This window comes from Mesorhizobium sp. M0771 (assembly GCF_040320155.1).
Taxonomy (GTDB): Bacteria; Pseudomonadota; Alphaproteobacteria; order Rhizobiales; family Rhizobiaceae; genus Mesorhizobium.
In genome coordinates this window covers 107,969-133,671 of sequence record NZ_JAMYPC010000004.1, presented here as the reverse complement: position 1 = coordinate 133,671, position 25,703 = coordinate 107,969, and the positions used below count along the sequence as shown (strand labels likewise).

Genomic DNA, 25,703 nt, shown 5'->3' with positions numbered 1-25,703 from the left:
ACAGCGATGGTGCTGGCGGCGGGTCTGGGCAAGCGCATGCGGCCGATCACGGACACCATGCCGAAGCCGCTGGTGCGGATCGCCGGCAGGACCTTGCTCGACTGGGGGCTGGACAGTCTCGAAGCGGCCGGCGTCGAGAAAGCCATCGTCAACGTGCATTATCTGCCGGACCAGATCGTGGACCATGTCGCCAACAGGCAGGCGCCGAAAATCGTCATTTCCGACGAGCGCGACGCACTGCTGAATTCGGCGGGTGGCATCGTCAAGGCATTGCCGCTGCTGGGCAGCGACCCCTTCTACATCATCAACGCCGATACGTTCTGGATCGACAGCGGCCAGCCCAGCCTCGAGCGCCTTGCCCTTGCATGGGACGGCGCGAAAATGGATATTCTGCTGATGCTTACCGATCTCGACTCGGCCACCGGACACGGTGTCGGCACGGATTTCCTGATGGCGCCGGATGGCGGCCTGCGGCGCTCGAAAGGCGATCCGGCCGGGTTGATCTATGCCGGAGCGGCAATCGTCAATCCCGCCATCTTCAGGGATGCGCCGGCCGGGGCGCATTCGCTCAACACCCATTTCGACAAGGCAATCGCCTCTGGCCGTCTGTTCGGCATGCAGATGCGCGGAAGCTGGATCACCGTCGGCACTCCCGACGCCATTCCGCAGGCGGAAGCGGCCGCCGCCGAAGCTCTCGCGAAGGTGGTATGAGCGGCGCGCGCCGCGTTCTTTCGATCCCGCCCGGAGCGCCATTCCTGCCGACTCTGGCCGAGGCCTTGCTGGCCGGACGGCTGGTGCCCGGCTTCCGGTTCGACGGCGATCCGCTGGCGCTGGCTGATGTCACCATCTATGTGCCGACACGGCGCGCGGCCCGTGCGCTGCGCGGCGCTTTTGTCGACGCGCTTTCGGGACCGGGGGGGAGCCGCCGTTCGGCGATCCTGCCGGTCATCCGCCCGCTCGGAGAGTTCGACGAGGACGAAGCCGCCTTCGACGCCGGCACGCCGACCGAGCTTGAAATGGCGCCGCCGATCGCAGCCATCGAACGCCTGCTGCTACTGGCGCCGCTGGTGCGGGCCTGGAAGCGCACCTTGCCGGCGCATGTCCTTGATATGTTCAACGAAGAGATCGTCGTGCCGGCCTCCGCCGCCGATGCGACCTGGCTAGCGCGTGACCTCGCCCGGCTGATGGACGAGATCGAAACCGAAGGCACGGACTGGACCAGGCTTGCCGATCTGGTCACCGGCAATCTTGCCGGTTGGTGGCTGGTGACGCTCGATTTCCTCCGTATCGTCACCGAGGCCTGGCCGAAATTGCTGGAGGAGCGCGACCGCTCCAACCCGGCCGCGCACCGCAATGCGCTGATCCGGCGCGAGGCGAAGCGGCTGGAACGCAACCCGCCCAAAGGCCCGGTGATCGCCGCCGGCTCGACGGGCTCTATTCCGGCCACGGCTGAACTGCTTGCCACGGTCGCCAGCCTGCCTAACGGCGCCGTGGTGCTGCCCGGGCTCGATGGGATGCTGGACGAACCGTCTTTTGCCGCGATTGCGGCGCCCGGTGCGCGGCCGGCACTGCTCGGCCACCCACAATACGGCATGGCCAAGCTGATCGGCAAGGTTGGCGTGCTGCGTGGCGATGTCGAGGAAGTGGTCGCCGCCGAGCCCGCACTGGTGCTCCGCGCGGCCCTTGTCGGCGAGGCGCTGCGTCCGGCCGAGACCACGGAACTATGGGCCGAGACCCGCATACGCTTCAACGCCCTGGATATCGCCGAGGCCTTCGCCGATGTGACGCTAGTCGAAGCCGCCAGCGAACGCGACGAGGCGGCGGCGATCGCCATCGCGCTGAAAACCGCCGTGGAACAGCCGGGGCACAGGGCAGCGCTCGTTACCGGCGACCGCGGGCTGGCGCGGCGCGTCTCGGCCGAGCTGTTGCGCTTCGGTGTGATCGCTGACGATTCCGGCGGCACGCCGCTCGCCAACACGCCTGCCGCCAGCCTGCTGCGGCTCACACTTCAAGCGGTATTCCGGCCCGGCGATCCCGTCGGCCTTTTGTCGCTGCTCAAGCATCCGCTGCTCGGGCTCGGACTTGAGCGCACCGGCGTGCGCCATGCCGCCGAGCTCATCGAACTCGTGGCGCTGCGCGGCGGCACCGGACGCCCCGACATCGCCGCCTTGCCAGCACTGTTCGAGGAGCGTCTCGCCGGGCTGAGCGGGGACAAGCGCCAGCCCTTCTGGTTTTCGCGCCTGAGCGTGCGCGGCATCGACGATGCCCGCGATATGCTGAGCCGGCTTGTGACGGCACTGGCGCCGCTGACCGCCTTTCGCGGTGAAGAGAATGCCGATCTTGTCGCGTTGACCAGAGCGAGCGTCGCCGCGCTGGAAAATCTCGGCCGCACGGCGGAGCGCAGCCTGGCTGAATTTTATGCCGGCGACGCCGGCGAGAAACTCGCCGAGCTGCTGCGCGGTGTGGTCGCGGCCTCGGCCTCGTTCGACTTCCCGGCCGACGAATGGCCTGATGTGATGGACGCGCTGGTAGCACCGGAAACGGTCAAGCCCGGGCAAGGCACCGACCGCAACATCGCCATTTGGGGGGCGCTGGAAGCGCGGCTGCAGAATGTCGACACGCTGGTCATTGGCGGGCTGAACGAGGGCGTGTGGCCACGCAAGCCGGAAAGCGATCGCTTCATGTCGCGGTTGATGAAGACCGGCATCGATCTCGAGCCGCCGGAGCGCCGTATCGGCCTTGCCGCCCACGACTTCCAGATGGCGATGGGGGCGAAAAAGGTGGTGCTGACGCGCTCCGCCCGAGCCGGCGACGCACCGGCGGTGCCGTCGCGCTGGCTGCAGCGCATCCTCACCTTCATCGGCAAGGATCCGGCGGCCGCATTGCGCGGGCGCGGCGACGAATTGCTTGCCTGGGCGCGCGCGCTCGATGCCGGCGAGCGGCAGCATTTCGCGCCGCGACCGCAGCCGAAACCGCCGCTGAGCATGCGGCCCACCCACTTCTCGGTGACCGAGATCGAGACGCTGCGCCGCGACCCCTATGCGGTCTATGCCAAGCGTATTCTGAGCCTTCTGCCGCTCGAGCCGGTGATCCGCGATCCCGGTGCGGCCGAGCGCGGCACGCTGTTTCATGACATCCTGCATCTGTTCTCGACAGAGGTGGCGGATCCCCGCGCGCCCGAAGCTCTGGAACGCCTCATCGCTGCCGGCCGGACCTGCTTCGCCGACATTGCCCTACCCGCCGATGTCGAGGCGGTGTGGTGGCCGCGCTTCGAAAAGCTCGCCGCCAACATCATCGAATGGGAGCGCGGCCGCGCCCCTGCCGTCGCCCGGCGGCATGCCGAGGAGCGCGCCGAAAAGACGGCTGTCGGCCGTACCGGTGTGACGCTGTCCGGCTATGCCGACCGCGTCGACCTTTTGGCCGGTGGCATGGCCGACATTCTCGATTACAAGACCGGCTCCTCGCCGTCCAAGGCGCAGGCGCACACGCTGCTGGCGCCACAGCTGGCGCTCGAAGGGGCGCTGCTCCGGCGCGGCGCCTTCAAGGGGCTTGGCGCGCGCGAACCCTCGCAGCTTGCATTCGTGCGGCTGAAGCCGAATGGCGAAGTGTTCGAGGAATCCATCCTCGACTACAACCGCCAGCCCCGGACCGCAGAAGACCTCGCCGAAGAGGCCTGGGCGCGGCTGGAAAAACTGCTCATTCACTATGCCGATCCGGCGACCGGCTATCTGTCGCGGGCGCTGCCGTTTCGCGAAGGCGAGAGCGATGGCGACTACGACCACCTGGCGCGCGTGCTCGAATGGTCGGCCGGCGGCGACAGCGATGACGAGGCGGGGGAGGCATGAAGAAAGCCTATCCCATTCCCGGCGAAACCGCCGCCAGCCAGACGCGCGCTTCCGACCCGAAGAACTCGGCCTGGGTGTCGGCCAATGCCGGATCCGGCAAGACGCATGTGCTGGCCCAGCGCGTCATCCGGCTGTTGCTCAACGGCACCGATCCGTCGAAGATCCTGTGCCTGACCTATACGCGGGCGGCCGCCGCCAACATGTCGAACCGCGTGTTCTCGACCCTGTCGGAATGGACGGCGCTCGGCGATGCCGAGCTTGCCACAAAGATTGAGGCGGTGGACGGCCGCCGACCCGACCGCGACACGATGCGGCGGGCGCGCCGGCTGTTTGCCGAAGCGCTGGAAACGCCGGGCGGGCTGAAGATCCAGACCATCCACGCCTTCTGCGAATCGGTGCTGCACCAGTTTCCGCTGGAGGCCAACATCCCGGCGCATTTCGAAATGCTCGATCCGCAGATGGAGGCCTCGCTGTTTGCTGGCGCCCGCCGCGACATGATTTCGGGCACGTCAGCCGGAGACGCCGGACTGGCCGAGGCCTTTGCCACCGTGCTGGAGCGCGGCGGAGAACACGGGCTCGATGCGCTGCTCGCCGAAATCGTGCGCAAGCGCGACGGGCTGCGCGGCTTCATCGATGCGGTCCGGCGCGACGGCGGCGGCTTTCAGGCCCTGTTCGACGAATTCCATTTTCGCCCCGGGCGGAGCGCCGAAGACATAGCGGCATCGGTATGGCCGCTGCCGGGTTTCCTGCCGGACTTCTTTGCAGTGTTCGCCAGTGCCGCCGAGGCCGCCGACGCCCGCACCGTGCTCAACAATCTCTTGCCCTATGCCCGGTTGGCCTTTGCCGAGACGGACCCGACCCGCCGGCTGCAGATGCTCGGCAAAGCCTTTCTCAAGGCCGATGGCGATCCCTATGATCCCTCAAAGGCGTTCAAGAAGGCGCTGCTCGGCCGGCTGCCCGACCTTCCCGAGCGCTATGTGGCGGCCGTCGAGGCGATAACAGAGGTCTCCGACCGGCTGGCGCTGTTCCGGATGCTGGAAGGCACGGTCGCGGCGCTGACCATCGCCGACTGGCTGATCGTGCGGTACGAGCGGCTGAAACGCGGCCGCGGCTTCCTCGACTTCAACGACCTCATCACCCGCACCGTCAACCTTCTGGCGCGGCCCGATGCCGGCCCCTGGGTGCAGTACAAGCTCGACCAGGGTATCGACCATATCCTGCTCGACGAGGCGCAGGACACCAGCCCGGACCAATGGGAGGTGGTAAAGCGGCTGGCGGAGGAGTTCTTTGCCGGCCACGGCCAGCGCGGCACGGCCAATCGCACGGTGTTCGCCGTCGGCGACGAAAAGCAGTCGATCTATTCCTTTCAAGGTGCCGCACCGGATTCCTTTGCCGACAGCCGGCTCTTGTTTTCCGGACGCGTGAACGCCGCCAATGCTTCGTTTGCCGACCTGAAATTGACCTGGTCGTTCCGGTCGACCGACGACGTGCTTGCCGCCGTCGACCGCGTCTTTGCCGATCCGGGCGTGCGGCGCGGCATCAGCCATGACCCCGATCCGCTCGGCCACAAGGCGATCCGCAACGACGCGCCTGGCTATGTCGAGGTCTGGCCGTCGCTCGGCGCTGACGCCGTCGAGGAGCCCGACGACTGGACGTTGCCGGTCAATCATGCCAGCGCGCCGGCTGTGCGGGTGGCCGAGCATGTGGCTGCGACCATCCAGACCTGGCTCAAGGACCGCGAGATCATCGAGGGCAAGGGACGCAGGCTGAGGGCCGGCGACATTCTTGTGCTGGTGCGCAAGCGCGACCGCTTCGTCCATGCGCTGTCGCGCGCGCTGAAGGACCGCGATATTCCCGTTGCCGGCGCCGACCGGCTGAGCCTGCCCGGCCACATCGCGGTCAAGGACCTGATCGCACTCGGCCATTTCCTCATCCAGCCGCAGGATGACCTGTCGCTCGCCGCCGTGCTGCGCAGCCCGGTTTTCGACGTGTCGGAGGAGACGCTTTTTACGCTTGGCGCCGGACGGCCAGCCGGAACATCGCTGATCGCCTCACTACGCCAGCATGCTGGCGACAATACCGCGCTGACCGATGTCGTTGCCCGGCTCGACGGCTGGGCCAACGAGGCGGCGTTCCGGCCGGTGTTCGAATTCTACGCCGGGGTGCTGGCGCGCGACGGCCTGCGCAAGAAGATGATCGCCCGGCTTGGACCGGAAGCCGGCGACATCCTCGACGAATTCCTGAGTTTCTGCCTGGCCGAGGAACGCACCGGACTGCCGGGGCTGGAAGCCTTTCTGGCGACGCTGGAGAACACCGGTCCGGAGATCAAGCGCGAGATGGACCAGTTGCGCGACGAGGTCCGCGTCATGACCGTGCATGCCGCCAAGGGCCTGGAAGCGCCTGTTGTCTTCCTGGTCGATGGCGGTTCGGCGCCGTTCAGCGACCAGCATCTGCCGCGGCTCATGCCGTTCGACGCTTCGGGCCGCAATTTCGACGGCAAGGGCTATCTCTGGCGCTCAGCCGCCGATGTCGCCAACGGCTTCTCAAAGGCAGCCTCGGCCAGGGCGCGGGAGCTTGCCGACGACGAATACCGGCGGCTGCTCTATGTCGGCATGACGCGCGCCGAGGACCGGCTGATCGTCTGCGGCTATCACGGCAAGCGTCAGCCCAGCACCGGCACCTGGCATTCGATTGTCAGCCGCGCGCTGCTTGCCGCGCCGGAAAGCACGGAGCGCCGCCACCCCGCCAGCAGCGAGCCGGTGCACCGTTTCGTCATGACCAAGCTTCCGCCGGTGGCGCAAGCGGCAGCCGACGAGTCGCGGCTGCCGCAACAGGTGCCGCCGCTGCCGGTGGGCTTGTTCCGGCCCTTGCCGCCTTATGAGGAGCTGCCGCGCCCGCTGTCGCCTTCCGGCGCGGCGGCGCTGATCGACGAGGCCAAGGAAGCTGTTGTCGATACCCGCTCGCCGGTGCTGGACAGCGAGGCGGAGCCGGGCTTTGCGGTGATGCGCGGGCTGGCGCTGCACAAGCTGCTGCAGATGCTGCCCGGTTTTGCCGAAGACGAACGGCAAGGCGCGGCGGCGCAGTATCTCATTCGAGCCGGCGCCGACTGGCCGGAGGCCGAGCGCAACAAGGCGCTGGCTTCGGTGATGGCGATCCTCAGAGATTCGCGTTTTGCCGGGCTGTTTTCGCCCTCGTCCCGCGCCGAAGTGGCCGTCATGGGCAGTATCGAGGTCAAGGGCAGGCTGCGCTCGATCTCCGGCAAGATCGACCGGCTGGCGGTGACGCCCGGGCGCGTATCGATCGTCGACTACAAGACCAACCGGCCGGCGCCCGCAGGCCTGGCCCAGGTGCCGCCGGCCTATATACTGCAGCTGGCGCTCTACCGCGCGCTGCTCAAGCCGCTTTACCCCGGCCGCGCAGTGACGGCGGCGCTGCTGTTTACCGAGGCGCCGAGGCTGATCGAACTGCCGGCGCAGGCGATGGATGACGCCCTTGCCCGACTCACGGGAGCGTGACACAAGTTCTGCTTGAAGAAGGGCTGCTCAACCACCACATTTGGTGCGAGATAAATTTCGAAAGGATTTTCGTATGGCCACCGTCAAGGTCGACAAGAGCAATTTCCAGGCCGATGTGCTCAACGCCTCGCAGCCCGTCGTCGTGGATTTCTGGGCCGAATGGTGCGGCCCCTGCAAGATGATCGGTCCGTCGCTGGAAGAGATCGCCAACGAACTCGGCGACAAGATCAAGATCGCCAAGCTGAACATCGACGAGAACCCCGAGCTTGCCGCCCAGTTCGGCGTGCGCTCGATCCCGACGCTGATGATCTTCAAGGGCGGCGAAGTCGCCGACATGAAGGTCGGCGCCGCGCCGAAGACCGCGCTGTCGCACTGGATCAATGGCAGCCTCGCCTGATCTGGCTTTGTTTTGATGCATGTCGTCCTCCCAAAACCGGGACCACTTTTGGGCGACCTGCATTAGTTCCCGAGATCGAAGCCCGGCCCTCGCGCCGGGCTTTTTCTTTGGCGTCATCGCCCGGCCGCCTCTGGCCCTCGCATCGGCGCACTCCATGTCATCTGCTTGAGGCAGGACAGGGAGAAACAGAATGACCGGATCCGCCAAGGCCACCGTCTTCATCGACAATGAGCGCGTCATCGTCACCGAATACCGCTTCCAGCCCGGCGACAACACCGGCTGGCACCGGCATGGCCATGACTACGTCGTGGTGCCGCTGATGGACGGCAAGGTGAAGCTGGTGACCAAGGACGGCGAGAGTTTTGCTGAAATGAAGAAGGGCGCGCCCTACTTCCGCAAGGAAGGCGTCGAGCACGACGTCATCAGCGCCAATGACGGCGAATACGCCTTCATCGAGATCGAGCTGAAATAGGCCTCAGACTGGTGCCGCGGCCGCCGATGTCTATTTAGTTTGAGCCACGGTTTTTTTGGCCTGCCTAGGCTTGCCGGGCTTCCGTCCGGTCGCGGGCTTCAGGACCTGCCCATATCCCTCTATAGCGCCCGTATACACACGATAGAGAAACGTCTCTCGGCTTACGAAATACGCGACACTGGGCTGGCCGGATGCATCATTGGGGCGCGTCGGTCTGTGGGCCACTCGAACAATTGGGTGCGGTGGCTCGATGGCTCCCGGTAACATCACATGATCGCCGACCCGCGGAGCATATTCAAATATCAGCTCCTCCGGCGGGTCGTTGTCGACGGTAACAAGACACTTCACAACCATTCGAGCTTGCCTCCATGCTTCGCCAAGCATATCGGGGCTTCTGCCCGAGGGGCAACCGCCCGATAGATTCCCCGGGCCAAAATACTACCAGTCGGCGATGCGATCCCCGCCGGTGAATTGCGCGCTTTTTGCGGTGTATTCGAACAGCTCGATCTTCACGCCGTTGGGGTCGCGGATCCAGGCCTGAAACGTGTCGTCGCAGGCATGCTTCTTGGCCGTGATATCAATGCCTTTCGACTTGATGTGGGCGATCGCCGCATCGATGTTTTCCACCTCAAGGCAGAAATGGTTGATCTGGTTGAGCTCGCTATGGCTGGTGCCGTCCTTCTGGAACACCTCGACATGGCTGCGATCGCCGCAATTGAGGTAGAAGCCGAACACCTTTCCGTCGCGCAGGAAGTTGAACTGCGTGTCGAGGCCGAGCACGTCGCGGTAGAAGGCCCGCGTCGCTTCCAGATCATGCGCGAAGATGCAGACATGGGCGAGTTGCTTCACCTTGATCATCACCGGCTCCCTCGCGAAAGTGTGGATTCAGGTCGGTGGCGTGCCGTTTTCGGTCAGCACCGCACCGGCGAGATACAGCGAACCACCGATCAGGATGCGCGGCGCCGGGCCGTCCCAGGTGTCGCGCAGCAGCATCAGCGCGCTGGCGACGGAGCTGACCGGCTCGGCGGTGAGGCCGGCCTCGGTCGCCCGGATCGCCAGTTCGTCATTCGGCACACCGGCGTCGCTCATGCTCACCGGCACGGTGTAGACATGGCGGACCAGGCCCTTGAAGGCGCGGAAATAGCCGCTCTGGTCCTTGGTGTTGATCATGCCGGCAATCAAAAACAGCGGCCGCGGGTTCTTTTCCTCCTGCTCGGCCAAGGCTTCCGCCACCACCACGCCGGCGCCCGGATTGTGACCGCCATCGAGCCAGATGTCGGCGCCCTTGGGAGCGAGGTCCGCCAGCCGGCCCTGTGCCAATTTCTGCATGCGGCCCGGCCATGCGACTTTTGCCATCGCCTTTTCAGCGGCGCGATGGCTGATCTCGAAGCCGGCGGCCTTGACCGCGGCAATCGCCGCCGCCGCATTGGCGAACTGGTGGCGCCCGGGCAGGCGCGGTGGCGGCAGGTCCATCAGCCCGTCCTCATCCTGATAGACCATGCGGCCGTTTTCCTCGAAGGCGAGAAAATCCTGGCCGTAGACGAAGGTCGGGCAATCCAGCCGCTCGGCGGTTTCGATCAGCACTTGCAGCGCCGTCTCGCTCTCCTGCGCGCCGATGACCACCGGGCAGCCGCGCTTCATGATGCCGGCCTTTTCGGCGGCGATCAGTTCGACCCGGTCGCCGAGATAGGCTTCGTGATCCATCGACACCGGCATGATCACCGACACCGCCGGCCGGGCAACGACATTGGTGGCGTCGAAGCGGCCGCCAAGGCCGACCTCGATGATGGCGGCGGCAGCCGGATGTTCGGAAAACAGGATGAAGGTGACGGCGGTTAGGATTTCGAAGACGGTGATCTTCTGGCCTTGATTGGCCCGGGCGACGCGGGCGATGGCCTCGGCGAAGGTCTCGTCGTCGACCAGCCGGCCGCCGCCCTCGGCCGCCAGTCGGTAGCGCTCGGCCCAGTTCACCAGATGCGGCGAAGTGTGGACATGGACAAGGTGGCCGCCGGCTTCGAGCAGCGCGCGCGAAAAGGCCGCGCACGAGCCCTTACCGTTGGTGCCGGCGATATGGATGACCGGCGGCAGCCGCTCCTGCGGATTGCCGAGGCGTTCGAGCAGCCTTGTGATGCGGTCGAGCGAAAGGTCGAAGCCTTTCGGATGCAGCGCCATCAGGGCTTCGATTTCACGATCTGCGGCAAGCGTTGTCATGAGCGAATCCTACGCATGCGCGCAGGTGCACGCAATCGCGGTTTGCGGCCAGAAATGTCGCGTCAGGCCTGCGGGCGGGCTTCCGTCGGGATGACCGACGGCGGCAGGATTTCCGGCTCCAGCGGCTTTTGCTCCTGCGGCAGTTTGAGCAGGATTTTCAACAGCCGTGAAATCGTCTCGCGCAGTTCCAGCCGCGACACCACCATATCGACCATGCCGTGCTCCATCAGATATTCGGAGCGCTGGAAACCGTCCGGCAGTTTCTCCCGGATGGTCTGCTCGATGACGCGCGGGCCGGCAAAGCCGATCAGCGCGCCGGGCTCGGCAATGTGGACGTCTCCCAGCATGGCGTAGGAGGCGGTAACGCCGCCGGTGGTCGGGTTGGTCAAGACGACGATGTATGGCAGGCCGGCTTCCTTCAGCCGGTCGACGCCGATCGTGGTGCGCGGTAACTGCATCAGGGACAGAATGCCTTCCTGCATGCGCGCGCCACCGGAGGCGGCAAACAGGATCAGCGGCCGCTTGCGCTGCAAGGCGACCTCGAAACCGTGCACAATGGCGTCACCCGCGGCCATGCCGAGCGAGCCGCCCATGAAGGCGAAATCCTGCACCGTCACCACCACCGGCAGGCCTTTGACCGTGCCCAGCGCGTTGATGATGGCGTCTTCCAGGCCGGTCTTGGCCTTGGCGTCCTTCAGCCGGTCCGTGTAGCGCTTCTCGTCGCGGAACTTGAGCGGGTCCTGCATGACCTTGGGGTTCTCAAGCTGCTCGTATTTGCCGTCGTCGAGGAAGAATTTCAGCCGTTCCTTGGCCGAAATCTTCATGTGATGGCCCGATGACGGGATGACGAACTGGTTGGATTCCAGGTCCTTGTGAAACACCATCTCGCCGGTCTCGGGATCCTTGATCCAGAGATTCTCGGGCATGTCGGTGCGCCGGCCGAGCATCGAATTGATCCTCGGGCGAACGTAATTGGTGATCCAGTTCATCGCTTCGGCTCCTGTCCTGACGAAGAGTTGGCTCGTGCATGTCGCCCAAAAGTGGAACCGGTTTTGGGATAACGACTTGCACAAGGCCTAAGTAGGGAAACTATTCGGCAGCAGCAAGGCGGGCCGAACGCACGCCCTGAGACAGTCCGCTGACCAGGGTGGCGACGGCCTCGGCCGGGTCGGCGGTCTTCTCGCCCTTCGGTCCCAACACATTGGCGACCGCGTTGACGATCGCGGTGCCGACGACGACGCCATCGGCATTGGCGCCGATAATGCGCGCCTGCTCGGCGGTCTTGACGCCGAAGCCGACGCAGACCGGCAGATTGGTGTGGCCCTTGATGCGCTTGACCGCGGCGGCAACCTTGCCGGTGTCGGCCAAAGCCGAGCCGGTGATGCCGGTCATCGACACGTAATAGACGAAGCCCGACGTATTCTGCAGCACCTTGGGCAGGCGCTTGTCGTCGGTGGTCGGCGTTGCCAAGCGGATGAAGTTGATGCCGGCCTTCAGCGCCGGAATGCAGAGTTCTTCGTCCATCTCCGGTGGCAGGTCGACGACGATCAGCCCGTCAATGCCGCTGGCGATGGCGTCCTTGAGGAAGCGATCGACACCGTAGATGTAGATCGGGTTGTAGTAGCCCATCAGCACGATCGGCGTTTCATTGTCGGTGGCGCGGAAATCAGCCGCCGTCTTCAGCGTCTTGACCAGGGTCTGGCCACCTTTCAGCGCCCGCAGGCCAGCGGCCTGGATCGCCGGTCCATCGGCCATCGGATCGGAAAACGGCATGCCCATTTCAATGATGTCGGCGCCGGCCTTGGGCAGCGCCTTCATGATCGACAAAGCGGTGTCATAGTCGGGGTCGCCGCTCATGAAATAGGTGACGAGCGCCGGGCGGCCCTCGGCTTTCAGTTTTGCCATGCGGCGGTCGATGCGGGTCACCATGATCAGATCTCCATGCCCAGCATCGAGGCCACTGTGTGCACATCCTTGTCGCCGCGTCCCGACAGGTTGACGATGACGATCTGGTCCTTGTCCATATCCGGCACGATCTTGACCGCATGCGCGATGGCGTGCGCGGATTCCAGCGCCGGGATGATGCCTTCGACGCGTGTCGTCAGCTTGAAGGCTTCCAGCGCCTCGTCGTCGAGGATCGGCACATATTCGACGCGGCCGGAATCGCGCAGCCAGGAATGTTCGGGGCCGACGCCGGGATAGTCGAGGCCGGCTGAGATCGAATGGCCGTCGAGGATCTGGCCGTCGGCGTTCTGCAAGAGATAGGTGCGGTTGCCGTGCAGCACGCCGGGCGCGCCGGCATTCATCGAGGCGCAATGCTCGATGCCGTCAAGGCCGCGGCCGCCGGCTTCGATGCCGATGATGCGGACTTCTTTGTCATCCAGGAACGGATGGAACAGGCCGATGGCGTTCGAGCCGCCGCCGACAGCGGCGATGATGGTGTCGGGTAGCCGGCCTTCCTGTTCGAGGATCTGGGCGCGCGCCTCGATGCCGATCACCGACTGGAAGTCGCGCACCAGCTCCGGATAGGGATGCGGACCTGCGGCGGTGCCGATCAGATAATAAGTGTCCTCGACATTGGTGACCCAGTCGCGCAACGCTTCGTTCATGGCGTCCTTCAGCGTGCCGTGACCGGCGGTCACCGGCCGCACTTCGGCGCCGAGCAGCTTCATGCGGAACACGTTGGGGCTTTGGCGGGCGACATCGGTGGCGCCCATATAAACGACGCAGGGAAAGCCGAAGCGCGCCGCGACCGTGGCCGCGGCAACGCCGTGCTGACCAGCGCCCGTCTCGGCGATGATGCGCTTCTTGCCCATGCGCTTGGCCAGCAGGATCTGGCCGAGGCAGTTGTTGATCTTGTGCGAACCGGTGTGGTTCAAATCCTCGCGCTTGAAGTAGACTTTGGCGCCGCCCCCGAGGCCCTTCGCCGAGGAGACCTCACGAAGATGCTTGGTCAGGCCTTCGGCGAAATAGAGCTTTGACGGCCGCCCGGCATAGTGGGTCGACAAATTGGTCAGCTCAGCCTTGAAGTCCGGATCGTTCTTGACCTCGTTCCAGTGCCGCTCCAGGTCGAGGATCAGCGGCATCAGCGTCTCGGCCACGAAGCGGCCCCCGAAGATGCCGAACATGCCCTGTTCGTCGGGTCCCGTGCGGAAGGAATTGGGTGTCGCCGGCTTGTTCATCGCCGATCTCCTGGTCTTGGTTCTGAGCATGTCTTATCGGAAAACCGGTTCCCACTTCTCCGGAACATGCTCGGGTTCGAAAGAAGTGCCTCAGGCAGCGCGGTCGTCGCGCGCGGCCCTGACGGCCCGGAAGAACTGCTCGATCAGCGCCGGATCCTTGACGCCCGGGCCGCTTTCCACCCCCGACGAAATGTCTATCGCGGGCGGATTGGCTGATATCAGGGCGTCGCCGATATTGGCGGCGTTGAGCCCACCGGAAAGCATGTAATCGAGCCCGGCGTCAAGGCCGGCCAGGATGCGCCAGTCAAAGGCGACGCCATTGCCGCCCGGAAGTTGCGAGCCCTTTGGTGGCTTGGCATCGAACATGAAGCGATCGGCAACGCCGATGAACGGCTTTAGCCGCTCGAGATCGGCTACCTCACTGACGGAGAACACCTTCATGACAGGCAGGCCGTAGCGAGCTTTCACCTCGGCCACCCGCTCGGGCGTCTCCGTGCCGTGCAACTGCAGCATGTCGGGGCGCATTTTGGCGACGATCTCATCCAGGAACGCGTCATCGGCATCGACCGTCACGGCGACCGCCCTGGCCTTGCCGATTGCCGCCTCGCGCAGGCGGCCGGCTGCCGCAGGCTCGACATAGCGCGGGCTTTTAGCAAAGAAGATGAAGCCGACATGGCTGGCGCCGCCGGCCAGGGCCGCGGCCATTGCCTCATCGGTCTTCAATCCACAGATCTTGATATCGAGCGCCATGGCGCGGGGCTTGGCACGAAACCGGCCAAGAGTCGAGAAAAAGCATGCTGTTTGCCGGCAACGCCAAAGGCGCTACCTATTGATGGGAGAAGCAAGGCGGAGCAGACGAATGGCCGACCAGAGCATAGCCGAACTCAGGCAGAAGATTGCGCAAGCCCGCGACGTCATCGCCCATCTGATGCAAAAGGCCGCCTTCGACGGGGCAGAAGCGCACCGGGTCCTGGATTATTTCGGCAGCGATGCGTTCGAGCAGAATTTCCTGCCATGGCCGCGCCATGGCGACGAAGGGCTGCGGCCTGAAGAGCTTAATGCGGCCAATGATGATTGAGCGCGGCGCTGGCGCAGGCTAATCGAACACAATCGCCTGCAATGCCCCACCATTCCGCTTCAGCCAGTCCTTGCAGCGGTCGGTGTCGGGGCAGAGCTGCTCGCACAGTTTCCAGAATTTCGGGCCGTGGTTCATCTCCTTGAGATGCGCCACCTCATGCGCGACCAAGTAGTTTATCACCGGCGTCGGCGCCATCATGATGCGCCATGAGAAGGACAAATTGCCGTCGGAAGTGCAGGAGCCCCAGCGGCTCGACGTGTCCTTGAAGCGGATCGCCTTGGCGCGCTTGCCGATGGCCTCGGTATGCTTGACCACCAGCTTCTCGATGTCCTTCTTGGCCTCACGCCTGAGGAAATCGGCGATGCGGCGCGGCAAATGTATCCGCTCGCCATGGACGATCAGCAGCGGACCGCGCTCGTCGCGCGACACGGTGACGGTGCCGCGTTTCGACGGTTCGTGGACGATGCGATGCGCGACGCCGCGTATCGGGATCTTGATGCCGGGGCGCACTTGCGGCCGTGTCGGCACCTTGGCCAGACGCTGCTCCAGCCAGTCCTGGTGGCGGTGAAGGAATTTCTCCACCTCGCCGCGGCGCAAGCCCGGCGGCACGGTGATGCGCAGCCCCTGGCCGCCCGAATCGATGCGCAGCGTCAGCCGCCGTGCGCGGGCGCTCTCGACGATCCTGAGCGGCAGTGTGCGGCCGGCAACGACGTGCTCTCGCTCTTCGACAGGCGAGGGTTTTGGTTTGGTCAGGTTGCGGAAAAAGCCGAAGGACATGGCTGAACGATACGCGATTCGAGGAAAACGACCAGAACAAAAAAGAAACGGCGCCGCTCGCGCGACGCCGTCCATCATGCCAAGGCCTGTCTTAGAGCGCCGCGCGTCTCTGACGCGCAAAGGACGCTGTAGCACTCTAATTCGGCGCATGAACCTTTCCGAAAATCGGTTTCGATTTTCGGGGTCATGCGCGCAGCCTCAGTCGTCAAGCAGGTTCGGGCCCTTGCGCTTGGGCGTCGCGGGCTTGGCCGTTTCGGCCGAGCCTGTCTTTGCAGGCGCTGTCGACTTGTTGCGGTTGGCCATGAAGCGGTCGAACTCGTCCTGGTCCTTGGCGCGGCGCAATTCGCGGGCGTACTCATCGAACTCGCTCAGCATCTCATCGAGCTTGCGACGCTCTTCGGCGAGGCGTTCGAGTTCCTTCTCGCGCCAGTCGTCGAAAGCGACATTGCCGGTGCGGGCCGAACCGTGGCCCCAGCGCGCGGCCTTGTCGGAACCGCGACGGCAGCCGGCGAAGATGCCGTCGGTGGCCCGGTTGACGTCGCGCTTGAAGCCGTCAAGCCGGTCGCCCCAGATGATGTAGGCGAGCATGGCGAAGCCAAGCGGCCAGAACACCATGAAGCCGATCACCATCAGCGCGATGGTCGCCGGCGTCCAGGCCGGGCGGATCAATGCGGATGTGTTCATTTTCTCCCATTCCTTCGGTTGGAGACAGCCAAGAGCGGCTGCGTGGATTCGAAATGGGATGAGAAAAACGGCGATTCAAGACAACGTCCGCCAAAACCGGACAAGGTCCTGAATTGATTATCGCTTTTTGACCGCTTCGAGGAAAAGCACGACCAGGCCGGCGACCAAGCCCCAGAAGGCGGCGCCAACGCCGAACAAAGTCAGCCCCGACGCGGTGACAACGAAGGTGACAGTAGCCGCCATGCGCTGGTCCTCGTCCTTGAGCGCGATCGCCAGCGCGTTGGCCAGCGACCCCATCAACGCCAGGCCGGCCACCAGCGCGATCAGGCTTTGCGGCAGCACTGCGAAGATCGCCACCAGCGAGGCGCCGAAAACCGCGAAGATCAGATAGGCAAGTGCATAGAAGGGTCCGGTCTTCCAGCGCTCGGCCGGGTCGGGATGGACGTCCGGCCCGGTGCAGATCGCCGCAGAGATCGCGGCCAGATTGGTGGTCGAGCCGCCAAACGGCGCCGACAGCAGCGAGAACAGGCCGGTGACGCCGATCAGCGGGCCGGGTTCGGGGTGATAGCCGGCGGCGCGCAAGACGGCGAGACCCGACAGGTTCTGCGACGCCATGGTGACGAGGTAGAGCGGCAGCGCCAGGCCGATGACAGCTGCGGCGCTGAAATGCGGAGCAATCAGCGTCAGCGTCGACAGTTCCGGCGCCGGCAGTCCGCCGACGCGGCCTGTCAGGAAGGCGGCGATGCCGCCGCCGATCAGCACCGCCAGCACCGACAGCGCCGGGTTGAACAGGCGAATGACGAAGAAGGCCGCGATCAGCGGCAGGATCAGCCAGGGGTCGACCGGAATGGTCTTGACGGCATTGAGCGCGAAGGTGACGACGATGCCGGCCAGCATGCCGGACGCGACCGACGTCGGTATCCTTGATATAAGCTGGGTCAGCGGCTTGAACAGGCCGGTGGCGATCAACATCAAGCCGGTGACGATGAAGGCGCCGACCGCATCGGCCATGGTAAAGCCGCTCGATGCCGCCATCAGCGCCAGGCCTGGTGTCGACCAGGCGGTGATGATGGGCATTTTCGTGCGCCAGGACAGCCACAGGCATTCGATCGCCATCGCCACGCACACTGCCGTCACCCAGCTCGCGGTTTCGGCTTGCGTGGCGCCAACCGCCTTGGCGGCGGCAATGACGACGGCCAGCGTGCCGCCGAAGCCGACGATTGCCGCGACAAAGGCGGATATCGGGATGGAAATGCGCATTCTTGCCTACCCCGCCCGCCGAACCATGTCGGCCACCGCCCTCAGCAGCATGTCGAGATCCTGCGGCCGCGACAGGCGGTGGTCGCCGTCGGGAATGAGCGACAAAGTGACGTCGTCGGCTGGCAGCAGCGAGACCAGCTTCAGCGCATGGCTTGCCGGCACGTCGGCATCGGCCAAGCCCTGCAGGATGTGGACCGGGCAATGGGTATCGATCGGCCCGATCATGACCCGGTTCGCTCTGCCGTCCTCGATCAGCGCGCTTGTGTAGATGTAAGGCTCGGCGGAATAGTCCGAAGGTTCTTCGAAAAAGCCTTTCTCCCGAAGTTCGCGCCTCTGTGCCTCCGTCAGAGCCGGCTCGACCAGCTCGGCGGTGAAATCCGGCGCCGGCGCGAGCAGCACCAGGCCAACCACATTGCTGTCGCCCGCCTTGCGCAGCTCCTGCACCATGCGCAGCGCGATCCAGGCGCCCATCGACGAGCCGACCAGGATTTGCTTGCCCTCGGTGAAATGCCGGAAGGCGGCGAGGCTCTCGCCAAGCCATTTCGAGATAGTACCGTCGGCAAAGGCGCCGCCGGATTCGCCATGGCCGGAATAGTCGTGGCGCAGATATGCGCGGCCTTCCCTGGCCGCCCAATCCGACAGCGTTTGCGCCTTCGTGCCCAGCATGTCGGATTTGTAGCCGCCGAGCCAGACGACGCCGGGCGTTGCGCCCGAGGAATGGCGAACCGCGATATCGATGCCGTCGACATCCAGCAGGGTTGGGGTGGTCGCGGTCATGGCTGTGGATCAATCCTGGTTCTGGGGACCTGATTGTGGGAGCCTGATTTTACTCGCTGGTCTTTTGACACAGGCACAGGCGAGGCGGAAAGTGCTCGCGACATCCTTTGTTTGGTGCAGGCCTGCGATCAGGGTGATTTTCTGTCAGCGCTGTGCTATTGACTCCGCCCGCGCGCTCACCACATTGGCGCGTCCTGAACATTCTAGATTGAAACCCTGAACGAAACGGCCAAGGAGACCACGACCATTCGCAGACCTTTCAAAGCAGCGGCGCCCACCAAGGATGGCCCGCGCTCAAACCGTGATATCCGGGTTCCCCGGGTCCAGCTGATCGACGCCGATGGCCAGAACCGCGGCGATATTTCCATCAACGACGCATTGCTGCTCGCCGAAGAGGCAGGGCTCGATCTGGTCGAGATCTCGCCCAATGCAGTGCCGCCTGTCGTCAAAATTCTCGATCTCGGCAAATTGAAATACGCCAACCAGAAGAAGGCGGCCGAGGCGCGCAAGAACCAGAAGGTCATCGAGATCAAGGAGATCAAGATGCGCCCGAACATCGACAGCCATGACTACGAAACCAAGATGAAGGCCGTGCGGCGCTTCTTCGAGGAAGGTGACAAGGTCAAGCTGACGCTGCGCTTCCGCGGCCGCGAGATGGCGCATATGGAACTCGGCATGCAGCTCCTGAACAAGGTGCGCGAGGAGACGGCTACCATCGCCAAGGTCGAAGCCGAGCCGAAGCTGGAAGGCCGCCAGATGATGATGGTGCTGGCGCCGCGCTAGATCAGTTCGGGCGTTGCGCTCTAAATCCGCCTGAATCCTGTCTCATGGCGTCCCGGCGATCGGCGGGACGCCGATTCTCCTGTCCAGACGCCGCGATCGCCGGCAAAGCTTCTCGACAATCGGATTCCCGACATGGCCAATGAAATCAACCCTGCGCCCATCAAGGAGCTGGGCGGCTACCAGCACATGCGTCGCATGGTGCTTGCGGTGCTGGTGGTGGTGCTGTTTGCGGCACTGCTGTTCGGCCAGTCGACCTTCCCGCCCGATACCCCGGTGCATGAAACGATCGAGATGGTCGGCGTGCTGCTGATCTTCCTTGGCGTCGTCGGCCGCTTGTGGTCGACACTCTATATCGGGGGGCGCAAATCCTCCGAAGTGGTCACCGGCGGCCCCTATTCGATCACCCGCAATCCTCTCTACGTGTTCTCGACCGTTGCCGCCGCCGGCGTCGGGGCGCAGATCGGCTCGTTCTCCGGCATCGTCCTGTTTGCGCTTTTGTGCGCCGGCGCCTTCCACATCGTCATCCTGCGCGAGGAAAGGTATCTCAAGGAGGTTCTCGGCGCGCCCTACACAGCCTATCTGGCGCGGGTGCCGCGTTTCTTCCCCCAGCTGTCGCTCTACCAGGAAGGCGACACCGGCAGCTTCAAGCCGCGCCTCTTGCTGACCACCTTGCTCGACGGGCTGGTGTTTCTGGTGGCGTTGCCGGTGTTCGAGACCATCGATGGCGCCCAGCAATCGGGCATTCTGCCGGTGCTGTTCAGGCTGCCCTGATCGCGGACAGAGCGTCGCAGCCGCTCGGGTGTTGCGCGCCAGCCCGCTTTGACGTATAGGACCGCCGTTCCAAGAAAACCGCCCGGCAGGGCATGCCGTGGCGGTTTCATTTGCTTTTCGGGCTTTTGGTCCGCCCGAAGCGAACAAGAAGCGCGATTGTGCGCCACCAATACGGAGTAGCAAAATGCCCAAGATGAAGACCAAATCGGCCGCCAAGAAGCGGTTCAAGATCACAGGTACGGGTAAAGTCCTGTCGGCTGCGGCCGGCAAGCGTCACGGCATGATCAAGCGTTCCAACAAGTTCATTCGAAATGCCCGCGGCACGATGGTTCTGGCTGAACCGGATGGCAAGAAGGTCATCAAGAATTTTCTGCCGAACGGCCTCTGAGCATTCGGTTTCAGGAACAGCGTTTAAGGAGATCATGACATGGCACGCGTAAAAAGAGGCGTCACCTCGCACGCCAAGCACAAGAAGGTCCTGAAAGCCGCGAAAGGCTTCTACGGCCGCCGCAAGAACACCATTCGCATCGCCAAGCAGGCGGTCGAAAAGTCGATGCAGTATGCGTATCGCGACCGCAAGAACCGCAAGCGCTCGTTCCGCGCGCTGTGGATCCAGCGCATCAACGCCGCGACGCACGAGCATGGCCTGACCTATGGCCGCTTCATCGACGGCCTCAACAAGTCCGGTATCGAGATCGATCGCAAGATCCTGTCCGACATGGCCATCCATGAACCGCAGGCGTTCGCCGCACTCGTGGCCAAGGCCAAGGTCGCGCTCGAATATCTGAAGAACACCACCCCGAATGCTTTTGAAAGCGATGTCGCCTAGAGCATGATGCCAAAAAGTTGCTGACTTTTTGGACAACATCATGCTCAGGGAAATTTAGCGAGGAGCGCGATCTTTCCGAAAAGTCTGCAACTTTTCGGGATCGGGCTCCGAGCCCAGCGCTTCCCAGCATTCGCAATTCTGATTGGGGAACCCGCGCTGGCACGGCTGGCGCGGGTTTTTCTTATGGCTGAACTTTCAACTTGAAAGTGACTTTCACCTCAAAGTTGACTCCCAACACAGCGAGTTTGACCGTGAACGACATAGCTACCGGCTTGGATACTCTCGAAAACTCCCTGATGGCCGACGTCGCGTCGGCCGCCGATGAGGCTGCTATCGAAGCCGTGCGCGTCGCGGCTCTCGGCAAAAAGGGGTCGATCTCGGAATTGCTGAAGACACTGGGCGCGATGAGCGCCGAGGAGCGCCAGGTCAAGGGCCCCGCGATCAACGGCCTGAAGAACCGCGTCACCGAAGCGCTGACGACACGCAAGGTCGAGCTGAAGGATGTGGCGGTCACGGCGCGCCTTGCCGCCGAGACGGTCGACGTGACGCTGCCGGTGCGGCAATCGCCGGCCGAGCGCGGCCGCATCCATCCGATCAGCCAGGTCATCGACGAGATCGCGGCGATCTTCGGCGATCTCGGCTTTGCCATCGCAGAAGGTCCCGATGTCGAGAGCGACTATTACAATTTCACCGCGCTGAATTTCCCCGAAGGGCATCCGGCGCGCGAGATGCACGATACCTTCTTTTTCCAGCCGGACGAAAAGGGCGAGCGCAAGCTGTTGCGCACGCACACCTCGCCGGTACAGATCCGCACCATGGAGAAGCAGAAGCCGCCGATCCGCATCGTCATTCCCGGCAAGACCTACCGGCAGGATTCCGACGCTACCCACTCGCCGATGTTCCATCAGGTCGAGGGGCTGGTGATCGACAAATCGGCCAATGTCGCCAACATGAAGTGGGTGCTGGAAGAATTCTGCAAGGCTTTCTTCGAGGTGCCGCAGGTCAAGATGCGCTTCCGGCCGTCCTTTTTCCCGTTCACCGAGCCCAGCCTCGAGGTCGACATCCAGTGCGACCGCTCGCGGCCCGGCGAAGTGCGATTCGGCGAAGGCTCCGACTGGATGGAGATCCTCGGCTGCGGCATGGTCCACCCCAATGTGCTGCGCGCCGGCGGGCTCGATCCCGACGAATATCAGGGCTTTGCCTGGGGCATGGGCATCGACCGCATCGCCATGCTGAAATACGGCATGCCGGACCTGCGCGCCTTCTTCGACGCCGATGTGCGCTGGCTGTCGCATTACGGTTTCAGGCCGCTCGACATGCCGACGCTGTTCGGAGGTCTTTCCGCATGACGGCGCCGCACACGGGTGGCTGCCGCTGCGGCGCGGTACGGTTCGAGGCATCAGTCGAACCGCACCATATCAGCTATTGCCATTGCGGCGATTGCCGGCGCGCCAGCGGCGCGCCGGTGTCGGCCTTTGTCGGCTTCCTGACCGAGCAGGTGGCTTTCACCGGCAAGGCGCTGAAGATGTACGAGAACGGGCCGGTGACGCGCTCGTTCTGCGGCATTTGCGGCTCGCCTATCGCCTATGTCGACGAGCGGCTGGAAGACCACATCTATTTCATGCTGGGCGCCATGGACATGCCGGCCTATTTCCGGCCGACGCACCATGCCTATGTGCGCGAGCAGCTGCCCTTCGTGCATATGCCCGACGACTTGCCGCGCCATTTGAAGACAAGCGTACCCAGACCCGATGGACAAGGTCCGGGCGGGTACAGACAAAACGGAACATAGTGATGAAACTCACCCTTTCCTGGCTCAAGGATCATCTCGACACCGACGCCACGCTCGACGAGATCGTCGAGAGGCTGACCTCGATCGGCCTCGAAGTCGAGCATGTCGACGACAAGGCCGGCCTGAAGCCGTTCGTCATCGCCAAGGTGCTGACGGCGGTGCAGCATCCCGACGCCGACCGGCTGCGGGTGCTGACCGTCGACACCGGCAATGGCGCAGCCCCTGTCCAGGTGGTGTGCGGTGCGCCGAATGCCCGCGCCGGCTTGATCGGCGCCTTCGCCGCGCCCGGCGCCTATGTGCCCGGTATCGACGTGACGCTGACCGTCGGCAAGATCCGGGGCGTCGAGAGCCATGGCATGATGTGTTCCGAGCGCGAGCTGGAGCTGTCGGATGAGCACAATGGCATTATCGACCTGCCGGCCGATGCGCCTGTCGGCACCAGCTTCGCGGCTTACGCGCATCTCGACGATCCGGTGATCGAGATCAATCTGACGCCGAACCGGCCGGATGCGACCAGCATTTACGGCGTCGCCCGGGACCTGGCGGCAAGCGGGCTTGGCCGGCTCAAGACCGCGCCGGTCGAAGCGGTCCTTGGCAAAGGTGAAACGCCGGTCAAGGTGACCATCGAGGCGCCGGAGCTCTGCCCCGGTTTCGCGCTGCGCCTGGTGAAAGGCGTGAAGAACGGGCCGTCGCCGAAATGGCTGCAGCAAAGGCTGATCGCCATCGGCTTGCGCCCGATCAGCGCGCTGGTCGACATCACCAACTACGTCACCTTCGACCGTGGCCGGCCGCTGCATGTGTTCGATGCCAAGAAGGTCGCCGGCAATCTCGTCGTGCGCCGCGCACGCGACGACGAGAAGGTGCTGGCGCTTGACGGGCGCGAATACACGCTGACGCCGCAGATGTGCGTGATCGCCGACGACAATGGCGTCGAATCGATCGCCGGTGTCATGGGCGGCGAGCATTCCGGCTGCGACGAGAACACCACGGACGTGCTGATCGAATCCGCTCTTTGGGATCCGATCACCACGGCCCGCACTGGCCGTACGCTCGGCATCATCACCGATGCCCGTTACCGTTTCGAGCGTGGCGTCGACCCGGAATTCATGGTGCCCGGCGTCGAGCTGGCGACAAAGCTTGTGCTGGAGTTCTGCGGCGGCGAGCCGACGGAAACCGAGGTCGTTGGCTATGCCGGCTACAAGCCTAAGATCGTTTCCTTCCCGATCTCGGAAGTAAAGCGGCTGACCGGCACCGAAGTGCCAAAGGCGGAAAGCCTCGACATCCTTTCGCGCCTCGGCTTCGAGCCGCAGGGCTCGGACGACATCGTCGATGTGGCGGTGCCGTCCTGGCGGCCCGATGTCGATGGCAAAGCCGACCTGGTCGAGGAAGTCATGCGCATTCACGGCGTCGACAACATCGCGCCGCAGCCGCTCGGCGCTCATGAAGCGGTCAATTCCAAGATCCTGACGACGCTGCAGGTGCGCACCCGCATTGCTAAGCGCTCGCTCGCCGTGCGGGGCATGCTGGAGGTTCTCACCTGGTCGTTCATCCCGGCCAAACACGCCGAACTGTTCGGCGGCGGCCAGACGGCGCTGAAGCTCGCCAATCCGATTGCAGCCGACATGTCCGATATGCGGCCCTCGCTGTTGCCCGGCCTGATCGTCGCCGCGCAGCGCAATGCCGACAAGGGCATCGGCGATGTCGCGCTGTTCGAGGTCTCCGGTACCTATGAGGGCGACGGCCCCGACCAGCAGCGGCGCGTTGCGGCCGGTGTGCGCCGCGGCACCGCCAAGCTCGACGGCTCCGGCCGCAGTTGGGCCGGCAATTCCGGTCCGGTCGGCGTATTCGACGCCAAGGCCGACGCGATTGCAGCGCTGGAAGCCTGCGGCGCCCCGGTCGACAGGCTGCAGATCGAGCCAGGCGGTCCGGCCTGGTACCATCCCGGCCGCTCCGGCACGATCAAGCTCGGCCCGAAGACCGTGCTCGGCACGTTCGGCGAATTCCACCCCAAGACGCTGGAGGGGTTGGACGTTTCCGGACCGATCTGCGGTTTCGAGGTCTATATCGACGCCGTGCCGGAACCGAAGGCCAAGCCGACGAAAACCAAGCCGAAGCTCGAGCTGTCCGCCTTCCATGCGGTGAAGCGCGACTTTGCTTTCGTCGTCGACAAGGCGGTCGAGGCCGGTACGCTGGTGCGCGCGGCGCTCGCTGCCGACAAGAAGCTGGTCACCGGCGTTTCGGTGTTCGACGTGTTCGAGGGGGCATCTCTCGGGGCCGCCAAGAAGTCGATTGCCATCGAAGTGTCTATCCAGCCGGTTGAAAAGACGCTCACCGACGAGGATTTCGAGGCGCTGGCCAAGCGCATCGTCGACAATGTCGGCAAGCAAACGGGCGGCATGCTGAGAACGTAGAGCGGCTAACGCCCGCCCTACATATTTCGCCTTCACGCAATTCTTAGGGAAAGCGCGTCTTAGGGAAAGCGCGGCGCGCTTTCCCAGGAAAACCGCTACACACTTTTTCCTGGAATTGCTTCTGAGGATTGCCGGCAGCTGCGAATCGCTCTCCAAAGGGCGATGGACCATCTGCGCTATTCCGGTCTGCCGTTCGAAGCCCAGCGCGAAGCGTTTCTCGCAATGGTGTTGGCGGATGCGCTCGTCAGCGACGCGCTGGAGCGGGCCCGCACGCTGGCGTTGCCGGACTGGCTGGTGGTGTCCGGCGCGCTCTACAACAGCATCTGGAACCATCTGACCGGCAAGCCGCCGGGCTACGGCATCAAGGATGTCGATCTCTTCTACTTCGATGACAGCGACCTGTCCTACGAGGCCGAGGACGCGGTCATCCGCCGGGCGGCGCAGCATTTCGAGGGGCTGGCTCTGCCGGCCGAGGTGCGCAACCAGGCACGGGTGCATCTGTGGTATCCGCAGAAATTCGGCCAGCCCTGCCCGCGCTATACGAGCTCCAGCGAGTCGGTGAGCTATTTCGCCTCGAAGACGCATGCGGTCGGGGTGCGATACGATGCCGACGAGCAGCTTGAGATCGTGGCGCCGTTCGGGCTGGATGACCTCTTCGCGTTTCGCATCACGCCCAACCGGCTGATGGATAACAGGCGCACGCATGAGGCGAAGGGGGCGAGGGCGAAGGCGTGCTGGCCGGAGATTACGGTGGTGCCTTGGTGATACGAAATGGCGGCGCGAGGCACCCCCCTCTGGCCTGCCGGCCATCTCCCCCGCAAGGAGGGAGATTGGCAGCTTCATCGTTGGCGCACTTTCTGCAACGTTGGTGATTGGCGAAAACAGCGACGACAGCCGATCTCCCCCCTTGCGGGGGAGA

24 protein-coding genes are annotated in these 25,703 nt (G+C 64.3%); 14 read left to right on the top strand and 10 right to left on the bottom strand.

The genetic code is table 11. From position 1 onward, the window contains the following. The first annotated feature begins 6 nt into the window (after positions 1-6). From NKI05_RS07970 to NKI05_RS07950, 5 genes are all read left to right on the top strand, one after another. A complete protein-coding gene (locus NKI05_RS07970; RefSeq protein WP_031205056.1) occupies positions 7-711 on the top strand; it encodes a nucleotidyltransferase family protein in 705 nt (234 codons plus the stop codon). Next, entirely contained in the window at positions 708-3,845 is a 3,138-nt protein-coding gene (addB, locus tag NKI05_RS07965) for a double-strand break repair protein AddB (protein ID WP_352792296.1), read from the top strand. Before NKI05_RS07970 ends, addB begins: the two co-directional genes overlap by 4 nt. Continuing rightward, positions 3,842-7,360: a double-strand break repair helicase AddA gene (gene addA, locus NKI05_RS07960; RefSeq protein ID WP_023834605.1), complete on the top strand. Its 3,519-nt coding sequence runs from the start codon at positions 3,842-3,844 to the stop codon at positions 7,358-7,360. Before addB ends, addA begins: the two co-directional genes overlap by 4 nt. Before the next feature lie 73 nt (positions 7,361-7,433). Then, positions 7,434-7,757 carry a thioredoxin gene (gene trxA, locus NKI05_RS07955; RefSeq protein ID WP_023672297.1) on the top strand — a complete coding sequence of 108 codons (324 nt, stop codon included), beginning with the start codon at positions 7,434-7,436 and terminating at the stop codon, positions 7,755-7,757. Positions 7,758-7,947: 190 nt separating this feature from the next. After that, entirely contained in the window at positions 7,948-8,229 is a 282-nt protein-coding gene (locus NKI05_RS07950) for a cupin domain-containing protein (protein ID WP_023681396.1), read from the top strand. 438 nt (positions 8,230-8,667) lie between these two features. On the opposite strand, the gene NKI05_RS07945 is transcribed toward NKI05_RS07950, so the two are convergent. The 6 genes from NKI05_RS07945 to NKI05_RS07920 all read right to left on the bottom strand — a co-directional run bounded on the left by NKI05_RS07945 (position 8,668) and on the right by NKI05_RS07920 (position 14,372). Beyond that, a complete protein-coding gene (locus tag NKI05_RS07945) occupies positions 8,668-9,087 on the bottom strand; it encodes a VOC family protein (protein ID WP_023687435.1) in 420 nt (139 codons plus the stop codon). Between the two features lie 27 nt (positions 9,088-9,114). After that, the gene (locus NKI05_RS07940; RefSeq protein WP_352792295.1) at positions 9,115-10,440 is read right to left on the bottom strand and encodes a bifunctional folylpolyglutamate synthase/dihydrofolate synthase; all 1,326 of its coding nucleotides are present in this window, start codon (positions 10,438-10,440) and stop codon (positions 9,115-9,117) included. Positions 10,441-10,502: 62 nt separating this feature from the next. Next, complete coding sequence (gene accD, locus NKI05_RS07935; protein ID WP_023672292.1) at positions 10,503-11,429, bottom strand: acetyl-CoA carboxylase, carboxyltransferase subunit beta; 927 nt, start codon at positions 11,427-11,429, stop codon at positions 10,503-10,505. 100 nt (positions 11,430-11,529) lie between these two features. After that, positions 11,530-12,369, bottom strand: a complete 840-nt coding sequence (gene trpA, locus NKI05_RS07930) for a tryptophan synthase subunit alpha (protein ID WP_023693067.1) — start codon at positions 12,367-12,369, stop codon at positions 11,530-11,532. Between the two features lie 2 nt (positions 12,370-12,371). After that, a complete protein-coding gene (trpB, locus tag NKI05_RS07925) occupies positions 12,372-13,622 on the bottom strand; it encodes a tryptophan synthase subunit beta (RefSeq protein ID WP_023672290.1) in 1,251 nt (416 codons plus the stop codon). A gap of 90 nt (positions 13,623-13,712) precedes the next feature. Continuing rightward, positions 13,713-14,372, bottom strand: a complete 660-nt coding sequence (locus tag NKI05_RS07920; protein ID WP_023681392.1) for a phosphoribosylanthranilate isomerase — start codon at positions 14,370-14,372, stop codon at positions 13,713-13,715. Positions 14,373-14,481: 109 nt separating this feature from the next. Between NKI05_RS07920 and NKI05_RS07915 the strand changes: the two genes are divergently transcribed. After that, a complete protein-coding gene (locus tag NKI05_RS07915; RefSeq protein WP_023672288.1) occupies positions 14,482-14,700 on the top strand; it encodes a hypothetical protein in 219 nt (72 codons plus the stop codon). A gap of 18 nt (positions 14,701-14,718) precedes the next feature. On the opposite strand, the gene NKI05_RS07910 is transcribed toward NKI05_RS07915, so the two are convergent. From NKI05_RS07910 to NKI05_RS07895, 4 genes are all read right to left on the bottom strand, one after another. Next, on the bottom strand, positions 14,719-15,477 hold the full coding sequence (locus tag NKI05_RS07910; RefSeq protein WP_023672287.1) for a M48 family metallopeptidase: 759 nt from the start codon (positions 15,475-15,477) through the stop codon (positions 14,719-14,721). 198 nt (positions 15,478-15,675) lie between these two features. Beyond that, entirely contained in the window at positions 15,676-16,161 is a 486-nt protein-coding gene (locus tag NKI05_RS07905; protein WP_023672286.1) for a DUF2852 domain-containing protein, read from the bottom strand. A gap of 117 nt (positions 16,162-16,278) precedes the next feature. Then, a complete protein-coding gene (locus NKI05_RS07900; RefSeq protein ID WP_023814513.1) occupies positions 16,279-17,421 on the bottom strand; it encodes a benzoate/H(+) symporter BenE family transporter in 1,143 nt (380 codons plus the stop codon). A 6-nt stretch (positions 17,422-17,427) separates the two neighbouring features. Next, positions 17,428-18,198, bottom strand: a complete 771-nt coding sequence (locus NKI05_RS07895) for an alpha/beta hydrolase (protein ID WP_023672284.1) — start codon at positions 18,196-18,198, stop codon at positions 17,428-17,430. Positions 18,199-18,444: 246 nt separating this feature from the next. Between NKI05_RS07895 and infC the strand changes: the two genes are divergently transcribed. The 8 genes from infC (at position 18,445) to NKI05_RS07855 (ending at position 25,549) form a co-directional block, all read left to right on the top strand. Beyond that, complete coding sequence (gene infC / locus NKI05_RS07890) at positions 18,445-18,981, top strand: translation initiation factor IF-3 (protein WP_023744911.1); 537 nt, start codon at positions 18,445-18,447, stop codon at positions 18,979-18,981. Between the two features lie 132 nt (positions 18,982-19,113). Further along, complete coding sequence (locus tag NKI05_RS07885; RefSeq protein WP_023681388.1) at positions 19,114-19,752, top strand: methyltransferase family protein; 639 nt, start codon at positions 19,114-19,116, stop codon at positions 19,750-19,752. A gap of 184 nt (positions 19,753-19,936) precedes the next feature. Continuing rightward, positions 19,937-20,140, top strand: a complete 204-nt coding sequence (rpmI, locus tag NKI05_RS07880) for a 50S ribosomal protein L35 (protein WP_006201248.1) — start codon at positions 19,937-19,939, stop codon at positions 20,138-20,140. Between the two features lie 39 nt (positions 20,141-20,179). After that, positions 20,180-20,581 carry a 50S ribosomal protein L20 gene (gene rplT, locus NKI05_RS07875; RefSeq protein WP_023814515.1) on the top strand — a complete coding sequence of 134 codons (402 nt, stop codon included), beginning with the start codon at positions 20,180-20,182 and terminating at the stop codon, positions 20,579-20,581. Between the two features lie 296 nt (positions 20,582-20,877). Next, complete coding sequence (gene pheS / locus NKI05_RS07870; protein WP_032885996.1) at positions 20,878-21,930, top strand: phenylalanine--tRNA ligase subunit alpha; 1,053 nt, start codon at positions 20,878-20,880, stop codon at positions 21,928-21,930. Further along, positions 21,927-22,373, top strand: a complete 447-nt coding sequence (locus tag NKI05_RS07865) for a GFA family protein (protein WP_023696009.1) — start codon at positions 21,927-21,929, stop codon at positions 22,371-22,373. The genes pheS and NKI05_RS07865 overlap by 4 nt, the downstream gene beginning before the upstream one ends. A 2-nt stretch (positions 22,374-22,375) precedes the next feature. Continuing rightward, positions 22,376-24,784, top strand: coding sequence for a phenylalanine--tRNA ligase subunit beta (pheT, locus tag NKI05_RS07860; RefSeq protein ID WP_023814518.1), 2,409 nt, complete (start codon positions 22,376-22,378; stop codon positions 24,782-24,784). Between the two features lie 162 nt (positions 24,785-24,946). Beyond that, positions 24,947-25,549: a nucleotidyltransferase family protein gene (locus NKI05_RS07855; protein ID WP_023681385.1), complete on the top strand. Its 603-nt coding sequence runs from the start codon at positions 24,947-24,949 to the stop codon at positions 25,547-25,549. The last annotated feature ends 154 nt before the right edge of the window (positions 25,550-25,703 follow it).